This window comes from Candidatus Palauibacter australiensis (assembly GCA_026705295.1).
GTDB lineage: Bacteria > Gemmatimonadota > Gemmatimonadetes > Palauibacterales > Palauibacteraceae > Palauibacter > Palauibacter australiensis.
Map to the genome: position 1 here is coordinate 1 of JAPPBA010000066.1, position 20,299 is coordinate 20,299.

Below are 20,299 nucleotides of genomic sequence, written 5' to 3' on the forward strand. Positions count from 1 at the left end.
GCCTGGTCGGGCATCGGGGAAGCGGAAGAGCAGAGAGAGCGAATCAGGAGGCGTTTCGACCACACCGCCGCGGAGTGGATCACTCCCGGACAGGGCATCGAGGCACTCGATCGGCTGATCAGACAGGATGTGACCGCGCCAATGGTCACCGCGACCGACTGGTCCATCGTCGCGAGGAGTTCGGGACACCGCCCCCGTTCTTCGAAGAGCTAATGGCTACGAGGAAGATTCGGCGACGACAGACCGACGAGCCGGCCGCCTCCAGCGGCCTGATGGCACAGCTACGGGAGGCTCCGTCAGAAGAGAAACGAAATCTGCTGGAGGCCTTCATCCAACAGGAGCTGCAGTCCGTGCTCCACCTCCCGTCGCCGCCGTCGGCGACGGTCGGCTTCTTCGACCTGGGCATGGACTCGCTGATGGCGGTGGAGTTGCGTAACCGGCTGAACCGCGGCTTCGCAGACGAATTCACAACATCCAACACGATCGTCTTCGACTACCCCAACACCACGGAACTCGCCGGCCACCTGGCCAGCGAGTTCGAGGCCCTCACCGGAGCGCCGTCCCGCGCGCCTGAGAAACCCGTCGCACGACCCCGTCCGACGACCGAGACGGAGCAGCAGGGTATCGCCATCGTCGGCATGGCCTGCCGATTCCCGGGCGCCCCGGACGTGTCGACCTACTGGGATCAGCTCCTGGCGGGCGCCGATCTGGTCACGGAGGGTCGCACCGGGGTCGACTACTGGCTCGACCGCGTCGGCGATCCCGCCGCTGAACACCCGGCCTATCGCTGGGGCGGCTATGTCAACGGCCTCGAGCTGTTCGACGCCCGGTTCTTCGGCATCCGGCCAATCGCCGCGGAGACCATGGACCCCCAGCAACGAATGCTGCTGGAGACGAGCTGGCAGGCCCTGGAGGATGCCGGGATCGATCCCGAAGATCTCAGGGGAAGCCGCACGGGCGTTTTTGCCGGGCTGAACGCGAGCGAGTACCGGGATCTGATGATCGCAAGCGGTTCGGACGGCGGGTCCGTCGGCACGATGTCCAGTACAACCGTGGGACGAGTCGCCTTCACGCTCGGACTCATGGGCCCCGCCATGCCCTTCGTGCTGCAGTGCGCCGCGTCGCTCGCAGCCGTCCACGCCGCGGCCACGGCGCTGGAGCGTGGCGAGGTGGATCTGGCGTTGGCCGGGGGAGTCAACGCGATCTTCTCCCCCAACTTCAGCAGGCTCCTGCTCGAGCACGGCCTCCTGGCGTCGAGTGGACGCTGCGCGACGTTCGACGCTTCGGCGCAGGGCTACGTTCGCGGCGAGGGATGCGGCGTCGTCCTCCTCAAGAGGCTGAGCGAAGCGGAAGCCGCCGGCGACCGAATCTGGGCCGTCATCAGGGGATCGGCGGTGAACCACAGCGGCACCGCCGCCGGAATGACGATGCCGAGCGGCCCCGCGCAGGAACAGGTCATGGAGGAGGCGCTGTCCCGCGCCGGCATAGACCCCGCGGATATCGACTACCTGGAGGCCCACGGCGCCGGATCGGAGATCGGCGATTCCATCGAACTGCAGGCGGCCGCCACGATCTACGGCCGCGAGCGGGACGCCGATCGCCCACTGCTGGTCGGGACCGCGAAGACGAACATGGGTCACCTCGAATCGGCCGCGGGCATCGCGGGACTCATCAAGGTCGTTCTCGCCATGCGTGGTGGAGTCATTCCGAAGCACTTGCACTTCGAGACGCCGAACCCGGGGATGGACTGGGACCGGCTACCCGTGCGGGTGACGTCCGAACGAACGCAGTGGCCGCCGGCCAACGGGCGGCCGGCCCGCGCCGGAGTCAGCGCGTTCGGGTTCTCCGGGACGAACGTGCACGTCGTCGTGGAGGGTTACTCTGCGCCCGGCGGCGGTTCCGGGCCCCGTGAAGAACTCGGACCCTGGGGAGCACCGACACCCGTGGCCGTGTCCGCGCCCCGGCCGGGCGCCGAGTCCCCGGGGGGCGGCGAAGAGCGTGACCCGCGCCAGACCCGAATCCTGCCGCTCTCCGCAAAGTCCGAGAGCGCCTTGCGTTCGCTCGCCGGACGCTTTCTTGGCTGGGTCAACGGACACAACGGCGCCCTCGAGCCCGACGACCGCGCGGCGGGTCCGCTCCTGTCCGACATGGCATGGACCGCCGGCACCGGCCGGAGTCACTTCCCATACCGCGCTGCGGTCGTGTTCCGAAACGGGGAATCGCTCGTCGAAAGCCTCCGGGCGCTCTCCGAGGCGAACGGCAGGCCGAAGCCGCTGGAAGCGACGAATGTCGCCTTCGTCTACCCTGGCGGGGACGGCCGGTGGACCGGCATGGGAGCGGCGCTCTACCGGACCGAGCCGGTGGTCCGCGCGGTTCTGGATCGGTGCGACGAAGTGCTTCGGGAGCAACGCGGCGAATCGCTCGTGGAAATCATGTTCGGCCGAGTGGACGCGGGCGATCTCGACGATCCGGCTTGGGCCTATCCGGCCGTCTATGCGCTCGAATGCGGACTGACCGCCCTCTGGTCGAGCATCGGGATCCGACCGAGTGTCGTCGCAGGGTTCGACGCCGGTGAGTTCGCGGCGGGCCGGGCCGCCCGAATCTTCAGCCTGGAGGACGGCCTCCGCCTGACGGCGGCCGCGGGCGAGTCGGCGGCGGCCAGGTCACCTGCGGAGGCCGCGGTGCGGTTCGCCAGAGAGGTGCTCCTGGAACACCCGTCCCTCGCGGTAATCCGCGGCGCCGACGGCCGCCCGTTGGGGACGGACGAGGCGCTCGCCACCTCCTTCTGGCTCCAGCGCGATGGCCCCCCACCCGCACCGCGAGCCTGTGCGCCGACTCTGGCGGACAGAGGAGTCGAAGTGGTGCTGGAAATCGGCCCGGGACAGTCCTTGGCTCCGGCGATCGTCGACGCCTGGCCGGCCTCCGACGCCCAAACCGCCGGGAACGAAGGAAGCCGCAGCACTCCGCTCGTACTGGCGAGCCTGCGGTGGCCGTCCGGCGATGCCGTAGGGAACGACCCCTGCGACGGTTTCCTCAAGGCCACCGCCGCCGCCTACGAGGCTGGGCTGCCGGTCTCCTTCGCCGGCCTATTCGCGGGCGAGGAACGGCGCCGGATCTCGCTGCCCGGCTATCCCTTCGAGCCTGAGCGCCATTGGGTGGAGCCTCCCGGCAGCCCGCTCTGACGAAGAAATAGACGGAGCATCTCGACGCAGTCCGCCGGCTTCTCCAGTTGCAGAAGGTGGGTGGAGTCGACGATGAAATCGTAATCCACGTTCTGGATGTGCTTCAGGTCAAAGCTGGGCAAGTATGCATACGGCAGAGTCGGATCGGCCCCAATCACCTTCGTAGGACAATACAGCATGCTCAGGTCCAACAGTGGGGCAAAGCTCCTCACGTACTCCGAGACTTGCGCTTCGAACTCGCGTGGACAACGGAGCTCGAGACCCTCTCGATCCGCTGCCGCTGTAAGGGTCGTCCTTGCCATGAGTTCCCGCACCCCCGGCAACACCCGGGCATACACCGGGGAGTACCGGAGAAGGTCCGAGAACTCCTCCTCGGACCGGAAGTAGCGCGACCGGCGCCGAGTCAGTGCCGTCGCGCGGTCTGCGGCCTCGTCGAACTCCGCGTCGCTCGCCGCCGGCTTGCAGAAAGGCGGATCGAACAGAACCAGACCTGAGTAGGGGCCGGAGAGCGAGAGCAGGGCCACGATCGTCGAAAGCGAATGAAAGACGCCTACTGTCGGTTTGTCTCCAAAACGCTCGGCGATGGCCTCGGCGAGAACGTCATGGTCGTAGACCATCGTCGGGATGTTGTGATCCCTCCGCTTACCGACGGCATTCCAACCATGGTTTCTGATGTCGTAGACGATCAGATCGAATTCGTCCGCCAGGAGGGACCAGAACGGATAATAGGCGTCGATGGCAAGGCCGTTGCCATGACTCAAGACAAGGCGAAGCGGGGAGTCCGGCCGGCCGTGCCGTCGCACCGCCGTGACCGTCTCCTCGTCGAGCCGCACCTCATCCACGGCAAGCGGTTCGGGTAGTTGCCAGACAGCCAACGCGCTAGCGCTTCCGCTCCCACCTGTGCCTCAAGCCGACGCCCGTCGCCTTGACCCGTGCCTCCATGATCGGATTGCTGGTTGCCGGCAGAGACGACTCAACGCCGGCAATGGTCCGGGGAGGTGCCTGCTGAACCGACCCAAGGATCGAGGCAGGCACCTCCCCGGCGGGGCTCAACCGTTGCTGGAATCGAGAAACGCGGCCAAGTCCCGCAAGTTCTTCCAGTTGGCAACCTCCTCGGGGGGAATCTCAACGCCGAACGCCCCCCCGACCTTCTTCACGAAGTCCACCGCGTCGAGGGACGAGATGTCGGAGGAGAGCAGACCGGCATCGAGATCCAGATCTCTTCCGATGTCGAGGTGCTGGCGAGCGAGTTCTTGAATGCGGGCTTCGGTTGCTGTCATGGCGAGCGTCCTTGGGGTTGGAAAGGTCGCAAACGTAACTTCCGCGCAGCGTAGACAGGGAAGCTTGGCGAACGATACAAACATCGGCGGCCACAATATCGCACACTCGAGTCTTGCGATACCCCCTTTTTTTGGGGGGGCAAACTCGCGTGCCTTTGCTGTCCCGCCAACCGGTAGCTGGTCGTCTCTCGCAGGCCGGCTTCAGCCGAGAATCAGGTCGAAGGCGTCGAGCGGCGTGGCGAGCTTGTCTTTCAGAGCCTCGTCGAGCGCGGAGGGCGTCAGGTCGCGGTCGGAGCGGGCCTCGAAGGCGATGCGGGGGACTTCCAGGACGCGGACTCGCCGCCCGGAGACATGGAAGATCTGGTCGCGGGCGGGGCAGTCGGCCTCCGCGAGCCACGCGGCGACGACGGCGACGTGCTCGGGCCCGAACGGGTCGTATCCGGTCTCGTCCGGCTCGCCCAGCTGATCGGCGCCCGTCATGCCCGCCACCATGCGCGTCCGCGCCGACGGCGAGATCACGTTCGAGCGGACGCCGTACGGGGCTCCCTCGATCGAGAGCACTTTCGAGAGGCCGATGATGCCCATCTTCGCGGCCCCGTAGTTCGCCTGCCCGAAGTTGCCGCACAGCCCGGAGGAAGACGTGGTGTGGATAACGGAGGCGGCGCGGGGGCGGCCGGCCTTGGCCTCCGCGCGCCACCAGGCGAGCGCGTGGCGGCTGGGGGCGGCGTGGCCCTTGAGGTGGACGGCGACGACCGCGTCCCACTCGTCTTCGGACATGTTGAACAGGGCCCGGTCGCGGAGGATGCCGGCGTTGTTCACGAGGATGTCGAGTCCGCCGAACGATTCGACCGCGAGGGCGATGAGGTGGTGGGCGGCGGTCCAGTCGGAGACGTCGTGGCGGCTGGCCACGGCGCGGCCGCCGCCGGCCCGGATCTCGGCGCAGACGGATTCGGCCGGCCCGCCATCGGCGCCGTCGCCGCCGACGCCCGTGCCGAGGTCGTTGACGACGACGCTCGCCCCGCCGGCCGCCAGGGCGAGCGCGTGCGCCCGGCCGATGCCGCGGCCGGCGCCCGTCACAATCGCCACGCGCCCGGCGAGCCGACTCAAGTCCGGGTGCCCTCGCGCGCGGTCCGCCGGGTCAGCCGTCGATCCGCCGGCAGGCGGCCGCGAGGCGGCGGACGCCCTCCGCCATCTCGTCCTCGGAAATGAGGAGCGAGGGCCCGATCCGGATCACGTGCCCGATCAGCCCGCCGCGCCCGATGAGCAGGCGCTCCTCGCGGGCCGCCTCGAGCAGCGCCCCGGCCCGCTCGCCGTCCGGCGCCCTCCCGTCGCGGTCCGCGACCATCTCGATGCCCTGCATCAGCCCCATGCCGCGCACCTCGCCGATCCAGTCGTGCGTGCGCTTCAACTCTTCGAGTCCGGCGCGAAGCTGCGCGCCCCGCTCGGCGGCGCGGGCCGGCACGTTCTCGCTCTTCATCACGCCCAGCGTGGCGCGCATCGCCGCCATGGAGATCGAGTTGCCCCCGTACGTGGAGATCGATGGCCCCTGCCAGGCTTCGGCGATCTCGGGCCGCGTGACGGTCGCCCCGACGGGGAATCCGTTCGCGATCCCCTTGGCCATCACCATGATGTCCGGCTCGACGCCCCAGTGTTCGATCCCGAACCAGCGGTCCGCGGTCCGCCCGAACCCCGCCTGCACCTCGTCGATGATGAAGAGGCCGCCGTAGCTTCGGATCACCTCCGCCGCCCGCCGGAAGTAGTCCGGCGGCGGCACGATGACGCCCGCCACGCCCTGGATCGTCTCGGCGAAGAAGGCGGCCGGCTTCCCGCCGGTCGTCGTCTCGATGACTTCCACGAGGTCGTCGATGAAGAAGTCCGTCGCCTCGGGACCCGCGCCGACCAGCGAGCGGTAGAGGTACGGCGAGCGGGCGTGGACGATCCCGTCGACGCCCCCGCCGGGCAGGCGCCAGGCGCCCTGCGCGGTCATGTGGCTCGTGAGCGTGCTCCGCCCCGAATAGGAGAGCCGCAGCGCGACGATCTCGTGCCGCCCCGTGTAGAGGCGCGCCGTCGCGACCGCCGACTCCACCGCCTCCGTGCCGCTGTTTGTGAAACAGCTCGTCCGGAGGGCGCCCGGCGCGATCTCCGCCAGCGCGCGCGCGGCCTCGATCTGGCCTTCCGTCACGTAAAGGGCCGACGTGTGCCCCAGCCGCTCCATCTGAGCGCGCGCCGCCTCGACGACCGCCGGGTTACAGTGGCCGACCGATGTCGTGAGGATGCCCGCGAACAGGTCCAGGTACTCATCGCCGTCCACGTCGGTGAGCCAGACGCCCTCGCCCCGCGAGAGCGCGAGAGGCTCGCCGTAGTAGGGACGGACCCAGGGATAGAGGTAGTCGCTCTGCGCCGCGGTCAGCTTCCGCGTGCGGGATGTCGCCGCGTGCGCGGGATCGGCGGCGTGCGCCGAGGATGTCTGCGGGGCGGTCTGTACGTTGCTCACGAGTGTCTCCTGATTCCGGGCGTCAGTCCCAGCGGTAGAAGCCGCGTCCGCTCTTCCGGCCGAGGCGGCCCGCCGCCACCATGCGCTCGAGCAGGGCGGGGGGTTCGAACACCGGCGACCCCAGCGCCTCGTGCAGGTAGCGGGCGATGTCCAGCCGGACGTCGAGTCCGACGAGGTCTCCCAGTTTCAGCGGTCCCATCGGGTGCCGGTAGCCGAGCATCATCGCGGTGTCGATGTCCTCGGGGCTCGCCACGCCTTCCTCCACCATGCGGATCGCCTCCAGCCCGAGCGCCAGCCCGAGCCGCGAGGAGGCGAACCCGGGCGAGTCGGCGATGACGATCGGCGTCTTCCCGAGGCGTTCGGCGACCTCGCGCGCCCTCCCCACGGTTTCATCGGACGTCTCCGCCCCGCGCACGATCTCGACGAGCGCCATGATGTGGACGGGGTTGAAGAAGTGCATCCCGATGACGCGGTCGGGCGACGGGAGTCCCTCCGCGAGGGCGGTGATGGAAAGGGACGAGGTGTTGGTGGCGAGCAACGCGTCGTCGGCGGCCGCCTCCCCGCAGCGCGCGAGGACCTTCTGCTTGAGATCGAGCTTCTCGGGCACGGCTTCGATTGCGATCCCGACCCCATCGGCGGCTTCACCCAGGTACCGGCTGTATGACAACCCGTCGAGTGCCCGGTCGCGCGCTTCGGCCGTGACCTTCCCGCGCTGGATCCCCTTGCGGAGGTTGGCCTCGATGCGCCCGCGCGCCGTATCCAGCGCCTCGGGCATCACGTCGAAGAGCCGGGTGTCGTAGCCGGACATCGCCGCGACCTGGGCGATCCCGTGTCCCATCGTGCCGGCCCCGAGCACGGCCAGCGCCGGACGCGCCGTCATTCGAGCCAGTCCTCCGGGTTCATTTCCGGTTCGGGGCGGAGCGAGTAGCGGCGCACGACCTCGACCGCCTCGAAGCCGAGGTCGTCGGCGAGCGCGTTCGCGATCAGGTTGTCCGCTCCGGTGAAGAGGCGCACCTCGTGGATGTCCCAGTCCGCCGCCCACTCGAAGGCGGCGCGCAGCAGGCGCCGCAGGTTCCCCTTGCGCCGCTCCTCCCGCCTCACGAACGGCGTCTGGATGCGCACGTAGCGGGGCGGGTCGAACAGGGGTTCGTTCTCCTCCACGAAGCAGACGAGCATGCCGTCGAGGCCGCCGTCTTCCGCCTCCAGCACGAAGACGACGCTCGTGGCCTCTTCGATGTGACGGCGAAACATGCCCGCGCGCGTCTCGATCGCGTCCGTCCGGAGCCGCCGGTAGGCGGGATTGAGGGCATGAATCCGCATGTAGCGGGTCCACATCGCGACGAGTTCGTCGATGTCGCCGACCCGGGCCGGCCGCACCGTGACGGTCTCAGGCACGCGCACCCCCCTCCGTCGCTTCCGGGCGTTCCTCCTCGCCGCCGCTTCCGAACCGGGGCGGCCGCTTCTCCACGAAGGCCCGGACGCCCTCAAGCGCGTCCGCGGACTCGAAGCAGGCCTTCTGCGCCGCCGTCTCGTAGTCCATCATCTCGTCGAAGCTGGACGAGAGGGAGCGCTGCACCGCTTCCTTCGCGAGCCGCAGGGGCAGCGCCGGCTTCCGCGCCAGCGTGCGCGCCCACTCGCGGGCCAGCGGCATGAGTTCGTCCGCGGGGACCACGCGGTTCACGAGCCCGATCCGCTCGCACTCGGCGGCCGGAACCATCTCCGCGAAGAAGAAGAGTTCCGCGGTGCGTGCCGGACCCACGAGGCGGGGCACGGCGTAGGTCCCGCCCCAGTCCGGGTGGAGGCCGATGCGGTTGAAGGTCTGGCCGATCGACGCCGTCTCGGAGGCGAGCCGCAGGTCGCAGGCGAGGGCGAGGTTCGCGCCGCCCCCCGCCGCCGGCCCGTTCACCGCGGCGATCACGGGCTTGGGCATCCCGCGGATGGCCGCCGCGACCCGCCGACCCGCCTCGACGAGGGAAACGGCCTCGTCGATGGCCCGCGTTTCGATGAGGCGGGTGAGGTACTTGACGTCGGCGCCGGCGCAGAACGCGCGTCCGGTTCCGGTGATGATGACCGCGCGCACTCCATCGTCCGCGCCGAGCGTCTCGATCCCGCCCGCGATCTGGCCCCGCATCTCCCCGATGAAGGCGTTGAGCTTGTCCGGCCGGTTCAGCGTGAGCGTCCCCACGCCGTCCTCGATCTCCATCAAGACGTGTGCCTCGCTCATGCCGGGCCTCCCCGCTTCATGCCGTCTCCGCTTCGCGGTGCACGAGGAGCGCGATCCCCTGGCCGACCCCGATACACATCGTGACGAGCCCGTGGGATGCGTCCCGCCGCCGCATCTCGTGGACGAGCGTCGTGAGGATCTTGGCGCCCGTACACCCGAGGGGATGGCCGAGCGCAATCGCGCCCCCGTTCACATTCACCCGCGCCGGATCGAGGCCAAGCTCGGCGATGCAGGGCAGGGCCTGCGCGGCGAACGCCTCGTTGAGTTCAATCAGGTCGAGGTCATCGACCGTAAGTCCAGATCTTTGCAAGGCCTTGCGGGTGGCCGGCACGGGTCCGATGCCCATCCGCTGCGGCTCCACGCCGGCGACCGCCGAAGCCCCGACGGTCGCCAGGGGTTCGAGGCCGAGTCCGTCCGCGGCGGCCCGGCTCGCGACGAGGACGGCGGCCGCCCCGTCGTTGATCCCGGACGCGTTCCCGGCCGTCACGGTGCCGTCCACCCGGAAGGCGGCGCGCAGGCGGGCGAGCTGCTCCGGGGTTGTGCCGGGGCGCGGGTGCTCATCGCCTCCCACGCGAACCGGGGCACCCTTTCGCTGCGGGACGTTGACGGGCACGATCTCGTCCGCGAACCGGTCCGCCTCGATCGCGGCGGCGGCGCGGCGCTGGCTCTCCACCGCGAAGGCGTCCTGTTCCCCGCGCCCGACGCCGTGATCCTCCGCCACGACCTCCGCGGTCTCGGCAAGCGGGATCGTCCACGGCTCGGGCATGGCCGGGTTGGCGAAGCGCCACCCGACCGTGGTGTCGGCGAGCTTCGGCGGCACGCGCGAGAAGGCCCGGTCCGTCTTCAGCATGACCCACGGCGCCCGGGACATGCTCTCGACGCCGCCCGCGATGAACACGTCGCCCTCGCCGGCCCGGATCGCGTGCGCGGCGGTGACGACCGCCTGCAGCCCGGACCCGCAGAGCCGGTTCACGGTCTGGCCCGCGACCTCGACGGGGAGTCCGGCCAGGAGCCCGGCCATCCGCGCCACGTTGCGGTTGTCCTCGCCGGCCTGGTTCGTGCACCCGGCGATCACGTCCTCGACGCGGTCGGCCGGGACGCCGGTCCGCGCCACGAGGGCGCGGATCGCGTGCGCCAGGAGGTCGTCGGCCCGGATGGACGACAGCGCGCCGCCCGCGCGCCCCACCGGCGTACGGACGGCGTCGATGATGACCGGGGTGCGATCCGCGCCGCTCACCTGGCCTCCTCCGGCCCCCCGGGTTCCACCCGTTTCCGCGGCGCGCTCGGCGTTCCCGGGGTACTCAGCGGCCCGCGAACTCGGGCGCCCGCCGCTCGACGTAGGCCGCGAGACCCTCGCGCGCGTCGTCGCCCTGGAAGAGGAGCTGCTGCAGTTCCCGCTCGATCGCGAGGCCCTCGGAGAAGGGCACCTCGACGCCGCTGCACACCGACCGCTTGATGCGGCCCACCGCGCGCGACGCCTTGTGGGGCGGCGTGAACTGCCGCGCGTACTCCATCACCTGTGCGTGGAACCCCTCGTCATCTCCCTCGAACACCTTGTTCACGAGCCCCAGTTCCAGCGCTTCCTCGAACCCGAACGTGCGGCCCTCCGCCATCAGCTCGATGGCCTTCGGCTTCCCGAGCAGCCGGCCGAGCCGCTGCGTCCCGCCCGTCCCCGGGAGGACGCCGAGGTTGACCTCCGGCAGTCCGATCTTCCCCGCGTCCCGGCGGGCGATCCGGATGTCGCAGGCGAGCGCGATCTCGAGTCCGCCCCCGACCGTGTGCCCGTTCAGGGCGCCGATCACGAGCTTCGGCGTGTGTTCGAGGCGGCTCAGCGTCTCGTTCGCGTGCAGGCAGAAGAAGTACTTGAAGTAGGGGTCCGAGGTCTGGAGCATCTTGATGTTCGCCCCGGCGGAGAAGAACCTGTCTCCCTCGCCCCGGATGACGATGACGTGGACGTTCTCGTCGAAACGCGCGCGCAGGATCGCGTCGTCCAGGTCGCGCATCATCTCGTACGTGTATGTGTTCGCGGGCGGATCGTCGATCGTGAAAACGGCGACGCCGTCCTCGGCCGCGTATCGAATCAGCGTGTCAGCCATGAATCCCTTCCTCTGAGAAACCGTTCCGAAGATGAAGTCTGAAGATTGCTGGAGGCCTTCCCACGGGCGTTCCGGGACCCGGGGCTGTCCCGGCGTCCGGTGGAGGGGCAAACTATCCCCGCTCCCACCCGACGGACAGTGAGTTTTGCGCCACGGTCTCGGCCGCCGGAAGCGCAACGCGCGGATCGTCCGGGGTGTCGTGAGCACAGCGTTCATGCGGCCGCCCGCGCCGCGCCTCGCGCCCCCGGCCGACCCGGTCCGGGCATGGTCCGAGCAGGGAGGAGATTCGGCTTGAAGCACGGGATGACCGCCGCAACCGCATGCTGAGACGCTCCGGGCTCGGCGTCCTGTTCGGGACGGTGATGGTGGACATGATGGGCTTCGGCATCGTGCTCCCGCTCCTCCCCTTCTACGCCGAGGAACTGGGCGCTTCGCCGCGCTGGGTCACCCTCATCATTGCCTCGTTCTCCATCACGCAACTCGTGTCGGCGCCGATATGGGGCAGGTTCTCCGACCGCGTGGGACGCCGCCGCCTCCTCCTCATCGGGCTGCTGGCGTCGGCGCTCTCGTACCTCCTGTTCGCGCTCGCGGACAACCTGTGGCTCCTCCTCATATCGCGTGCAACGGCGGGCGCCGCCGGCGGGACGCTCGGGATCGCGCAGGCATACGTCGCGGACTCCACGGAGGGTGAGGAACGGGCCCGGGGCCTCGGCTTCATCGGGGCCGCGTCCGGCCTCGGGATCATGCTCGGACCGGCGATCGGCGGGTTCTTCAGCCGCTTCGGGCTCGGGGCGCCCGGCTACGTGGCCGGCGGGCTGTGCCTGCTGAACCTGATGGCTGCGATGGTTCTGCTGCCGGAGTCGCGGCACTTCCGCTCCGGCCGGGCCGACGCGTCGAAGGGGGAGGCCGCGACCGTCGGCATGTGGCTGGACTCACTGACGCGGTTTCCGCTGTGGTTGCTCCTCGCGGTGTATTTCCTGACGCTCGCCTGCTTCACCTCGATGACGTCGGTTCTGGCCTTGTACACCGAACGCGTGTTCGCGATGACGGCGGCGGACATGGGCCTCGTGTTCACGCTGGCGGGCGGCGTCACCGTGATCGTGCGCGGCGGGCTCGTGGGTCGGATCGTGAAGCGGTTCGGCGAACCGAACACCGTGCGCGCCGGGTGCGCGCTGCTCGCCCTGGGCGTTGGCGCCATCCCCTTCCTGGCCGACCGCTGGCAACTCTGGCTTCTCGTGCCGAGCTGGGCGGCGGCCACGGGGCTGATCTTTCCGGCGCTCCACGCGCTGATTTCGCGGAACACGGACGAGCACTCGCAGGGGTCCGTGTTCGGCGGAAGCCAGTTGGCCGGGGGGACGGGCCGCGTGCTGGCGCCGCTGGCTGCGGGCCACCTGTTCGAGTTGTATTCGATCCAAAGCCCGTTCCTCGTCGGGGCCGCGGCATCCGCCGTCGCCCTGTGGCTGGCCCTCCGGATCCCGGCCCCGCGCGATCCCAAGATGGAAGAAGAACTCGATCCCACCGACCGCTGGACAGGCCCGGTCGCCGCACACGAACCGCGCGACCAGCCGGACACCAAGTCGCCGTGAACCGGTCTGTTCCCCGAGCGGCCGGCGAGGTCGGAGAGACGCATCGCTTTCCCGAGCAGGCCCAGTTCGTGTCCCTGCGCGTGAGCGAAGTGTCCGCGCTGCTCGTCCGGCCGCCGGAGCCGCGCGCCATGCTCGCCTTCGCGCACGGGGCCGGGGCGGGGATCGAGCACCCGTTCATGGCGGACATGGCGCAGCGGCTGGCGGGGCGGGGGATCGCGTCGTTTCGCTACCACTTCCCCTACATGGAGGCGCGGGCGCTCTCCGGCCGCCGCCGGCCCCCCGACCGCCCGGCGGTTCTCGTCGAAACGGTGCGGGCCGCCGTCGCGAAGGCCGCCGCCCTGGCCGACGGGCTGCCGTTGCTGGCGGGCGGCAAGTCGATGGGCGGCCGCATGACCTCGACCGCCGCCGCCGAGACACCGCTGCCGGGCGTGCGCGGTCTCGTCTTCTTCGGGTTCCCGCTCCATGCGCCCGGCCGTGCGGAGCGCGCCGCCGAGCGGGCGGCCCACCTGAACGGAGTCACGGTGCCGATGCTCTTCCTGCAGGGGACCCGCGACGCCCTCGCCCGCTGGGATCTGATCGAACAGACGTGCGCCGCGCTCGACCCGCTCGCCACGCTGCACCGGCTCGAGGACGCCGACCACTCCTTCCGCGTCCTCAAGCGCAGCGCCCGCACGAACGAGGAAGTGGCCGACGAGGTGGCCGCAAGCGTGGCCGCATGGGCCAACCGGCCCGGTCCCGAGGAGTAGCCGGCGACGGCACTGTTTCTGAGTGGAGGAGGTTCGGATGCGCGTGCGCGTACTTGGGTGGGTGGCGGTTGCGGGGGCGGTCGCGGCCTGCGGAGGTCCGGCGCCGGTGGGCGAAGCGTTTCTCACCCGCGCGGAGCGAACGGAGTACCGGGAGACGAGTTCGTACGCCGATGTCGTGGACTTCCTGGAGCGGGCCGCGGCGCGCGATGGCTCGGTCCACTACACGACCTACGGCTATACGAACGAGGGACGGCCGATCCCCATGGTCGTGGTGGGCGACGTGGAAGATCCGAGTCCGGCGTCCGTCAGCGCTTCGGGAAAGACGGTCGTCTACCTCCAGGGCAACATCCATGCCGGCGAGGTGTGCGGGAAGGAGGCGCTGCAGATGCTGCTGCGCGACCTCCTCGCCGGGCGTCACCGCGAGTGGCGGGAGTCGATGGTCCTCCTCATCGCGCCGATCTACAACGCGGACGGCAACGAACGGGTGCTTCTCACGAACCGCGGCCGTCAGCACGGGCCGGTCGGAGGGATGGGCCAGCGGCCGAACGCGCAGGGCTACGACCTGAACCGCGACCACATGAAGCTCGACTCGCCGGAGGCGCGGTCGGTGGCGCGGCTGTTCGGCGCGTACGATCCGCACGTGGCCGTCGACCTGCACACGACGAACGGGACGCAGCACGCCTACCACCTCACGTACTCGCCTCCGCTACACCCGAACACGCCGGCGGAGATCGACGGTTTCCTGAGGGAGGGGCTGTTCCCCCACGTGACCGGGGAGATCCGGGAGAAGTACGGCTGGGAGTACTACTACTACGGGAACGCGTTCGCGCGCGGCGGGGAGGCGCCCGGCTGGTACACCTTCGACCACCGGCCGCGCTTCAACAACAACTACATCGGTCTCCGCAACCGGATCGCGATCCTGAGCGAAGCCTACTCCTACGCGAGTTTCGAGGAGCGCGTGCTCGCGACGCTCTACTTCGTGGAGGAGATCCTCGAATACGTCCATGAGCACGCGGGGGAGGTGCGGCGCATCGTCGCCGATGCCGATGCCGCCGCGGTGACGGGCGACTCGCTCGCGCTGCGCGCCGTCCCCCAGCGCTCGGCCACGCCGGTCGACATCCTCATGGGCGCCACCGTCGAGGAGGTGCACCCCCTCACCGGGCGCCCGCTGCTCTTGCGCGCGGACACGCAGTACGTCGAGACGATGTACGAGTACGGCACGTTCGAACCGACGTTGCTGGAGCGCGTGCCGGAGGCCTATCTGATTCCTGCGGATCTGGGCGATGTCCTGACCCGGCTCGCCGCGCATGGAGTCGGACTCGAACCGGCGCGGGCGTCGCCCCTCGAGGTGGAGGCGTTCCGGATCGACTCGGTGCAGACGGCCGAGCGGCCGTTCCAGGGCCGTAACGAGCAGACGCTGTTCGGCCGTTACGAGGCGGCCCGGGTCACCCCGACCCCGGGAGACATGCTGGCGCGGACGGACCGGCCGCTCGGACGCCTGCTGTTCAGCCTGGTGGAGCCGCAGTCGGACGACGGCTTTGCGAACTGGGGCTTCCTCGCGGACCGGCTGCGCCCCGGCGAGGTCTATCCCATCCTCCGCGTCCCCGGCTAAACGCCTTCCCAGCCCTCCGCTTCGCGCCGCAGCAACAGCTCCGTCTGGCTGCGATCCCGCTGGGGCACGTCGTGGCAGCGGCGGCAGCGCGCCTCGTAGGACTCGGCGCCTCCTACCACGGGCTGCCGCCGCACTCAAGGGTCGACGCGACGCGAAAGAAATGATATCATCTGGATATGTCATATGATACTACAGGGAAGTCCGACCCTTCGGGCCGCTTCGTCCTGCGCATCGACCCCGGCCTCCACGGTGCGCTGCGGACGGCCGCGCGGGACGCGTCTCTGTCGCTCAACGAGTACTGCGCCCGCAAGCTGGCGTCGCCGGGCGCCGCGCCGGATCCCGAGGCTTCGGGGTTGATCGAACGCGCGGCCCGGCTGCTTGGGGAATCGCTGGTCGGCGTCGTCGCGTTCGGCTCCTGGGTGCGCGGCGAGAGCGGGGCGGCCTCCGACTTCGATGTCCTGCTGATCGTCGAGGAACGTCTCCCGATCACGCGGGAGCTGTACGGGCGGTGGGACCGCGAGCCGGCGCTCTACTGGCGCGGCCACGAGGTCGAGCCACACTTTGTCCACCTGCCGCCCAAGGGAGCCGTGCCTTCCGGCACGTGGGCGGAGGTGGCGACCGACGGACTCGTCCTGCACGAACGGGGTTGGTCGGTGTCGGAACGGCTCGCGGATGTCCGGCGCATGATATCGGCGGGCCGGATCTCGCGCCGCCTCCTTCACGGGCAGCCGTACTGGGTTCGGGCCGGTTGATGCGCAACGTAGAGCTTGCCGAGGACTATCTCCGGCGCGCGAAACTTCGGCTCAAGGCCCTGGACGTGTTGTTCGAGGGGGAGGGCTGGCCGGATGTGGTTCGGGAATCGCAGGAGATTCTGGAACTGGCGCTCAAGGGGCTGCTGCGCTGGTGCGGCGTCGACCCGCCCCGCGTGCACGATGTGTCCGGCGTCCTGCTCGCGGAGAAGGACAGGTTACCCGAGGACCTGATCGGCGAGGCCGAGGCACTGGCGGCCGCGTCCCGCCACCTCCGCCGGGACCGCGAACTTGCGTTCTACGGAGCGGAGGATCTCACGCCGACCGGCTTCTATTCGAGAACCGACGCGGAGGCCGCCCGCGCCGCCGCTCGCCGCGCCGTCGAGGCTGTGTATCCGCACGTAATGGGAAGCCACCGGTAGCACCACCAGGAAGTGGTTCGGCGACGACATCTACGAGTTCCCGCTGCGCCGCACGTTCCGCTGACGACGTCGGGAAGGGGAGTGCGCCAGGGTGACTTCCCGCAGGTAGGCGGCGATCCCCCGCTGGCGGTCCCACTGCCTCGGATATCCCAGAGAGACCTCCTGGAAGGGCACGCCATCCAGCCAATGCGTGTCCCGGATGTGAAGGTGGCCGTACACCACCGCGCACGCGTTGAACCGGCGGTGCCAGCCCCGCGTCCGGCGGGTCCCGCACCACGGGGTGAAGCGGGGAATCCGCGGCAGCACGGCGTGTTGTTCCTCGAGCGGATAGTGATTGACCAGGAGCTTCGGAAGGTCGGCCGGATGCGACGCGAGCCGGGCGGCAGCGTCCTCGCAGCGGGCGGCGCACCAGGAGTCCCGATCCGGCCACGGGTCGGGATGCAGCATCACTTCGTCGGAGCAGACCGCGCGGGTTTCCCGAGCCCACCGAACCACCTCGTCGCGCCGGACGTGCCCGGGTCGAAAGCTGTAGTCGTAGAGCAGGAACAGCGGCGCGATCAGCACCGGCCCGTCCCGCAGTTCCACCACCGGGTAGGGATCTTCCGGAGTGAGAACGCCGTGGGTGCGGGCGATCCCGACGAGGTGCTCGTAGAGGGCGACGCCGCGGAGCCCGGGAGGCGCATCCGGGATCGTCCAGAGTTCGTGGTTTCCGGGGACCCAGACGACCTGCCGGAACTTCGGCGTCAGTTGGGCAAGGCACCATTCGAGTCGCTGCGCGCCGTGGGTCACGTCGCCGGCCAGGATCAGCCAGTCGTCGGGAAAGGCGGGCAGATTCTCTAACGCCTCCCGGTTCTCCGCATGGGAGACGTGCAGGTCGGACAAGGCCCATAAACGCAACGGATCACCGTCGGCGACAAGGTGGGGGAGCATCTGCGCGCATATCGACGGGATCGTACGCCGGGGGACGGTGTGGGGACAGGAGGAGCAGGAGAGGTGAGGCTCACCGGGACCTGATGTTCCCGCGGGACGCTCCCTCTCCGGCGCCGAGAAGCGTGCTGTCATAATGAAGCCGATTTACCTACATTCCGCCGTCATCGAGAGTTGACGCAGGAGGAGCACACGTGGGAGCACTTACGATTCGGAACGTGGACGACGATGTGATCGCCGCGCTCAAGAGGCAGGCGAAGGCCAACCATCGCTCTCTGGAGGGCGAACTGCGGCACCTGCTCGCCCGCCACGCGGTCCCCAAGCCCACGCTCGGCGTCGTGCGCGAGCGTGCCCGGATGGCGGCCGGTTACGAGGTGACGCCGAACGTCCCGAACACCGCCCCCGAGGCGGCGGATCCCCGGACCGGCGGCGGAGCGTGGCTGGGCGCCATGAGCGACGTGGGTGAGATCGTCGGCGACATCCTCTCTCCGGCGATGGATCCCTCCGAGTGGACCGCGCTTCGCTCGGAGGCCGCCGATCCGAGCGACGGTCGGACGCGGTGAAGCTGCTCCTCGATACCCACATCTGGCTCTGGAGCCTGCTGGATCCGGATCGGCTCTCCCGCCGGGCCCGCCGCGAACTGACCGAGCCGGCGAACACCCTGGCGTTGTCGCCCGTGAGCGTCTGGGAAGCATTGGTGCTCGCCGAGAAGGGACGCGTGCTCCTCAAGCCGGATCCCTGGAGCTGGATCCGTACGGCCCTGACCGTACGGCCCATGACCGAAATCCCGCTGACGTTCGACATCGCGTTCGGTAGCCGCAGCATCCGCCTCGGCCAGGGTGATCCGGCCGACCGCTTCATCGCGGCCACCGCCATGGTGCACGATCGCACCCTGGTCACGGCGGACGCGTCGTTACTCGCGTGTCCCGACATCAAGGCGATGCCCGGCGTCTGACCGGCGGAGCGGCCTTCGCTGCTCGCTACGGATCGCGCGCCAGAGACCTGAGCAGTCCGGCGATCATGAACAGCAACACGACGCTCACGGGCAGGGCGGCGGCTATGGCGGCCGTCTGCAGAGCCTGGAGGCCATCGGCGAGCAGCAGCACGGCGGCCACCGCGCCCACGCCGAGCCCCCAAACGATGCGGAAACGCCGCGGCGGGTGAGGGTCGCCCATGCTCAGGAAGGTGGTGATGACCAGGGTGCCGGAGTCCGAAGAAGTGACGAACCAGGTCGCCACGAGGACGGTGGCCATGGCGGACATGGCCCAGGCGAGCCAGCCGGTGTCGCTCATCCGGTCGATCGTCGCATAGAGCGCGGCTTCGTAGTTCCCGCCCCGGACCAGTTCCATGATCCCCGCCGTGCCGGCGCCGCCCGGGGCGGTGAGTTCCAGGTGGATGGCGTTGCCGCCGAAGACTCCGAACCACACCAGCGCCAGGCCCGTCGGGACGATGAGCACGCCCAGGACGAACTCGCGCAGGGTGCGCCCGCGGGAGATGCGGGCGATGAACGTGCCGACGAAGGGCGCCCAGGAGATCCACCAGCCCCAGTAGAAGATCGTCCAGGCGTTCTGCCAGGCGGCCTGTCCCGGGCCATCGGCGATCCAGAATCCCATGGGCACCGCGCGCCACAGGTACTCGGCGGCGGAGGTGGCGACGAAGGTGACGATCCACGTGAAGGGGCCCAGGAAGAGGAAGGACCCGAGAAGGAGAACGCTCAGGCCGATGTTCCACTCCGACAGGCGGCGGATCCCGCGCCTCACGCCGGATACGACCGACAACGTGGCCGCCCCCGAGATGACGGCGATGAGCGCAACCTGCGTGACGAGACCCGGATCGACGCCGGTCAGCACGTTGAGTCCGGCGGCCATCTGGCTCGCCCCGAGGCCGAGGGAGGTCGCGATTCCGAAGACTCCGCCGAACACCGCCAGCAGATCCACCAGGTCGCCGATCGGGCCGTAGATCCGGTCGCCGATGAGGGGGTACAGGGCGGAGCGCAGCGTCAGCGGCAACTTCTTGCGGTATCCGAAGTAGGCCAGGCACAGCCCGACCAGGACATACGCGGACCAGCCGTGGACGCCCCAGTGGAAATAGGTGACGCGCATGGCGTGCGCGGCCCGCCGCTCGTCCAGCGCCTCGGCGCCCGCCATGTCCGCGATCGGGTTGTTGGGGTACCCGGCGGCTTGGCTGTTGTCGAAGTAGAAGATCGGTTCGGCGATGGAGAAGAAGAGCACTCCGATCCCGATACCTGCCGAGAACAGCATGGCGAGCCAGGAGAACCTGCTGAACTCGGGCGAGGAATCCTCATCGCCGAGCCGGATCCTGCCGAACCGGCTGCACGCCAGGAACAGGCAGGTGAACAGGGTGGCGCAGACGGTCAGGACGTAGAACCAGTCGAGCGTGCCCTCGATCCAGGCGCGGACGCGGCCGAACACGGCCCCCGCGGCATCCACGTCCCAGACCGTGGCGAGGACGAAGACGAGCACGACGCCCTTGGCGGCCACCGCCATCCCGGGATTCAGCCCCTTCCACAGCCCGCCCTGCGCCGTGGCTCGCCGGCGCCGCCCGCTCTTCATCCGTCGATGGCCGCCTCGCTCAAGCCGCGTTCCAGAAGGATCTCCCCTCTACGCTAACATCGTGTCCACCGAGGAGGCCTCACCCCGACGTTCCCGCGGGAACGTACTCGTGTGGACGGAAGTACGCCCCAGGTCAGGACGCGATGCGCCGGCGCCGTCGGGCCGGCACCGCCGTTCGGCGTACGTAGCGGGCGACCTCGCCCATGCCGTCGACGCCGATCCGGGCGCCGAGCGTCTGGTTGTAGTTGGTCGTCCCGTTGATGTCGTAGGTGTAACGGTGGCCCCACGCGTCGCGCACGAATTCGATGCCGGCGATTTCGATCCGTTCCTCGTTGCAGAGCCGGATGTACCGCTGCACCAACGGGTGCCATCCAGTTCGGATCTGACTGTGATCGTTGAACTTAGGAA

General features: G+C 69.6%; 22 protein-coding genes. 9 read left to right on the forward strand and 13 right to left on the reverse strand.

The annotated features are described in order from the left end of the window. The coding region (locus OXN85_04485; GenBank protein ID MCY3599214.1) for a hypothetical protein at positions 1–213 on the forward strand (213 nt) is incomplete at its 5' end. Then, positions 213–3,182, forward strand: a complete 2,970-nt coding sequence (locus OXN85_04490) for a beta-ketoacyl synthase N-terminal-like domain-containing protein (GenBank protein MCY3599215.1) — start codon at positions 213–215, stop codon at positions 3,180–3,182. The genes OXN85_04485 and OXN85_04490, both read left to right, overlap by 1 nt. Here OXN85_04490 and OXN85_04495 read toward each other — a convergent pair. The 9 genes from OXN85_04495 to OXN85_04535 form a co-directional block, all read right to left on the reverse strand. Beyond that, positions 3,128–4,057 carry an alpha/beta hydrolase gene (locus OXN85_04495; GenBank protein ID MCY3599216.1) on the reverse strand — a complete coding sequence of 310 codons (930 nt, stop codon included), beginning with the start codon at positions 4,055–4,057 and terminating at the stop codon, positions 3,128–3,130. The genes OXN85_04490 and OXN85_04495 overlap by 55 nt on opposite strands. 174 nt (positions 4,058–4,231) lie before the next feature. Next, positions 4,232–4,462: an acyl carrier protein gene (locus tag OXN85_04500; protein MCY3599217.1), complete on the reverse strand. Its 231-nt coding sequence runs from the start codon at positions 4,460–4,462 to the stop codon at positions 4,232–4,234. Between the two features lie 201 nt (positions 4,463–4,663). Then, the gene (locus OXN85_04505; GenBank protein MCY3599218.1) at positions 4,664–5,569 is read right to left on the reverse strand and encodes an SDR family NAD(P)-dependent oxidoreductase; all 906 of its coding nucleotides are present in this window, start codon (positions 5,567–5,569) and stop codon (positions 4,664–4,666) included. Positions 5,570–5,600: 31 nt separating this feature from the next. Then, positions 5,601–6,956, reverse strand: a complete 1,356-nt coding sequence (locus tag OXN85_04510) for an aspartate aminotransferase family protein (protein ID MCY3599219.1) — start codon at positions 6,954–6,956, stop codon at positions 5,601–5,603. Positions 6,957–6,978: 22 nt separating this feature from the next. Beyond that, positions 6,979–7,836 (reverse strand): 3-hydroxyacyl-CoA dehydrogenase family protein, encoded by an 858-nt coding sequence (locus OXN85_04515; GenBank protein MCY3599220.1) that lies wholly within the window; start codon positions 7,834–7,836, stop codon positions 6,979–6,981. Further along, positions 7,833–8,351: a GNAT family N-acetyltransferase gene (locus tag OXN85_04520; GenBank protein MCY3599221.1), complete on the reverse strand. Its 519-nt coding sequence runs from the start codon at positions 8,349–8,351 to the stop codon at positions 7,833–7,835. The genes OXN85_04515 and OXN85_04520 overlap by 4 nt, the downstream gene beginning before the upstream one ends. Next, complete coding sequence (locus OXN85_04525; GenBank protein ID MCY3599222.1) at positions 8,344–9,180, reverse strand: enoyl-CoA hydratase; 837 nt, start codon at positions 9,178–9,180, stop codon at positions 8,344–8,346. The genes OXN85_04520 and OXN85_04525 overlap by 8 nt, the downstream gene beginning before the upstream one ends. A 16-nt stretch (positions 9,181–9,196) precedes the next feature. After that, the gene (locus OXN85_04530; protein MCY3599223.1) at positions 9,197–10,417 is read right to left on the reverse strand and encodes a thiolase family protein; all 1,221 of its coding nucleotides are present in this window, start codon (positions 10,415–10,417) and stop codon (positions 9,197–9,199) included. A 64-nt stretch (positions 10,418–10,481) separates the two neighbouring features. After that, the gene (locus OXN85_04535) at positions 10,482–11,276 is read right to left on the reverse strand and encodes an enoyl-CoA hydratase-related protein (protein ID MCY3599224.1); all 795 of its coding nucleotides are present in this window, start codon (positions 11,274–11,276) and stop codon (positions 10,482–10,484) included. A 320-nt stretch (positions 11,277–11,596) separates the two neighbouring features. On the opposite strand from OXN85_04535, the gene OXN85_04540 reads away from it, so the two are divergent. The 3 genes from OXN85_04540 to OXN85_04550 all read left to right on the forward strand — a co-directional run bounded on the left by OXN85_04540 (position 11,597) and on the right by OXN85_04550 (position 15,220). Then, on the forward strand, positions 11,597–12,862 hold the full coding sequence (locus OXN85_04540) for an MFS transporter (protein MCY3599225.1): 1,266 nt from the start codon (positions 11,597–11,599) through the stop codon (positions 12,860–12,862). A gap of 68 nt (positions 12,863–12,930) precedes the next feature. Further along, on the forward strand, positions 12,931–13,608 hold the full coding sequence (locus OXN85_04545; GenBank protein ID MCY3599226.1) for a dienelactone hydrolase family protein: 678 nt from the start codon (positions 12,931–12,933) through the stop codon (positions 13,606–13,608). Between the two features lie 37 nt (positions 13,609–13,645). Continuing rightward, positions 13,646–15,220 (forward strand): M14 family zinc carboxypeptidase, encoded by a 1,575-nt coding sequence (locus OXN85_04550; protein ID MCY3599227.1) that lies wholly within the window; start codon positions 13,646–13,648, stop codon positions 15,218–15,220. Here the strand turns inward: OXN85_04550 and OXN85_04555 are convergent. Then, complete coding sequence (locus tag OXN85_04555; protein ID MCY3599228.1) at positions 15,217–15,339, reverse strand: hypothetical protein; 123 nt, start codon at positions 15,337–15,339, stop codon at positions 15,217–15,219. The genes OXN85_04550 and OXN85_04555 overlap by 4 nt on opposite strands. Positions 15,340–15,396: 57 nt before the next feature. Here OXN85_04555 and OXN85_04560 point away from each other — a divergent pair, with 57 nt between their 5' ends. Both OXN85_04560 and OXN85_04565 read left to right on the forward strand, forming a co-directional pair. After that, positions 15,397–15,972, forward strand: coding sequence for a toxin-antitoxin system HicB family antitoxin (locus tag OXN85_04560; GenBank protein MCY3599229.1), 576 nt, complete (start codon positions 15,397–15,399; stop codon positions 15,970–15,972). Beyond that, a complete protein-coding gene (locus OXN85_04565) occupies positions 15,972–16,391 on the forward strand; it encodes a HEPN domain-containing protein (GenBank protein MCY3599230.1) in 420 nt (139 codons plus the stop codon). Before OXN85_04560 ends, OXN85_04565 begins: the two co-directional genes overlap by 1 nt. 30 nt (positions 16,392–16,421) lie before the next feature. Here the strand turns inward: OXN85_04565 and OXN85_04570 are convergent, their stop codons facing one another. Further along, entirely contained in the window at positions 16,422–17,288 is an 867-nt protein-coding gene (locus OXN85_04570) for a metallophosphoesterase (protein ID MCY3599231.1), read from the reverse strand. A gap of 224 nt (positions 17,289–17,512) precedes the next feature. Between OXN85_04570 and OXN85_04575 the strand changes: the two genes are divergently transcribed. After that, entirely contained in the window at positions 17,513–17,881 is a 369-nt protein-coding gene (locus OXN85_04575) for a hypothetical protein (GenBank protein ID MCY3599232.1), read from the forward strand. Beyond that, positions 17,878–18,273: a type II toxin-antitoxin system VapC family toxin gene (locus tag OXN85_04580; protein ID MCY3599233.1), complete on the forward strand. Its 396-nt coding sequence runs from the start codon at positions 17,878–17,880 to the stop codon at positions 18,271–18,273. Before OXN85_04575 ends, OXN85_04580 begins: the two co-directional genes overlap by 4 nt. A 25-nt stretch (positions 18,274–18,298) precedes the next feature. Here the strand turns inward: OXN85_04580 and OXN85_04585 are convergent, their stop codons facing one another. Continuing rightward, complete coding sequence (locus OXN85_04585) at positions 18,299–19,891, reverse strand: BCCT family transporter (GenBank protein ID MCY3599234.1); 1,593 nt, start codon at positions 19,889–19,891, stop codon at positions 18,299–18,301. Positions 19,892–20,024: 133 nt separating this feature from the next. Next, positions 20,025–20,299: hypothetical protein (locus OXN85_04590; GenBank protein ID MCY3599235.1), on the reverse strand; the 275-nt coding region annotated here is incomplete at its 5' end.

What these genes read in the sequence shown, in the direction of transcription:
- OXN85_04490 (MCY3599215.1), top strand. Translation starts at nt 213, where the DNA reads ATGGCTACGAGGAAGATTCGGCGACGACAGACCGACGAGCCGGCCGCC.
- OXN85_04500 (MCY3599217.1), bottom strand. Translation starts at nt 4,462, where the DNA reads ATGACAGCAACCGAAGCCCGCATTCAAGAACTCGCTCGCCAGCACCTC.
- OXN85_04550 (MCY3599227.1), top strand. Translation starts at nt 13,646, where the DNA reads ATGCGCGTGCGCGTACTTGGGTGGGTGGCGGTTGCGGGGGCGGTCGCG.
- OXN85_04525 (MCY3599222.1), bottom strand. Translation starts at nt 9,180, where the DNA reads ATGAGCGAGGCACACGTCTTGATGGAGATCGAGGACGGCGTGGGGACG.
- OXN85_04585 (MCY3599234.1), bottom strand. Translation starts at nt 19,891, where the DNA reads ATGAAGAGCGGGCGGCGCCGGCGAGCCACGGCGCAGGGCGGGCTGTGG.
- OXN85_04535 (MCY3599224.1), bottom strand. Translation starts at nt 11,276, where the DNA reads ATGGCTGACACGCTGATTCGATACGCGGCCGAGGACGGCGTCGCCGTT.
- OXN85_04540 (MCY3599225.1), top strand. Translation starts at nt 11,597, where the DNA reads ATGCTGAGACGCTCCGGGCTCGGCGTCCTGTTCGGGACGGTGATGGTG.
- OXN85_04560 (MCY3599229.1), top strand. Translation starts at nt 15,397, where the DNA reads ATGTCATATGATACTACAGGGAAGTCCGACCCTTCGGGCCGCTTCGTC.
- OXN85_04515 (MCY3599220.1), bottom strand. Translation starts at nt 7,836, where the DNA reads ATGACGGCGCGTCCGGCGCTGGCCGTGCTCGGGGCCGGCACGATGGGA.
- OXN85_04565 (MCY3599230.1), top strand. Translation starts at nt 15,972, where the DNA reads ATGCGCAACGTAGAGCTTGCCGAGGACTATCTCCGGCGCGCGAAACTT.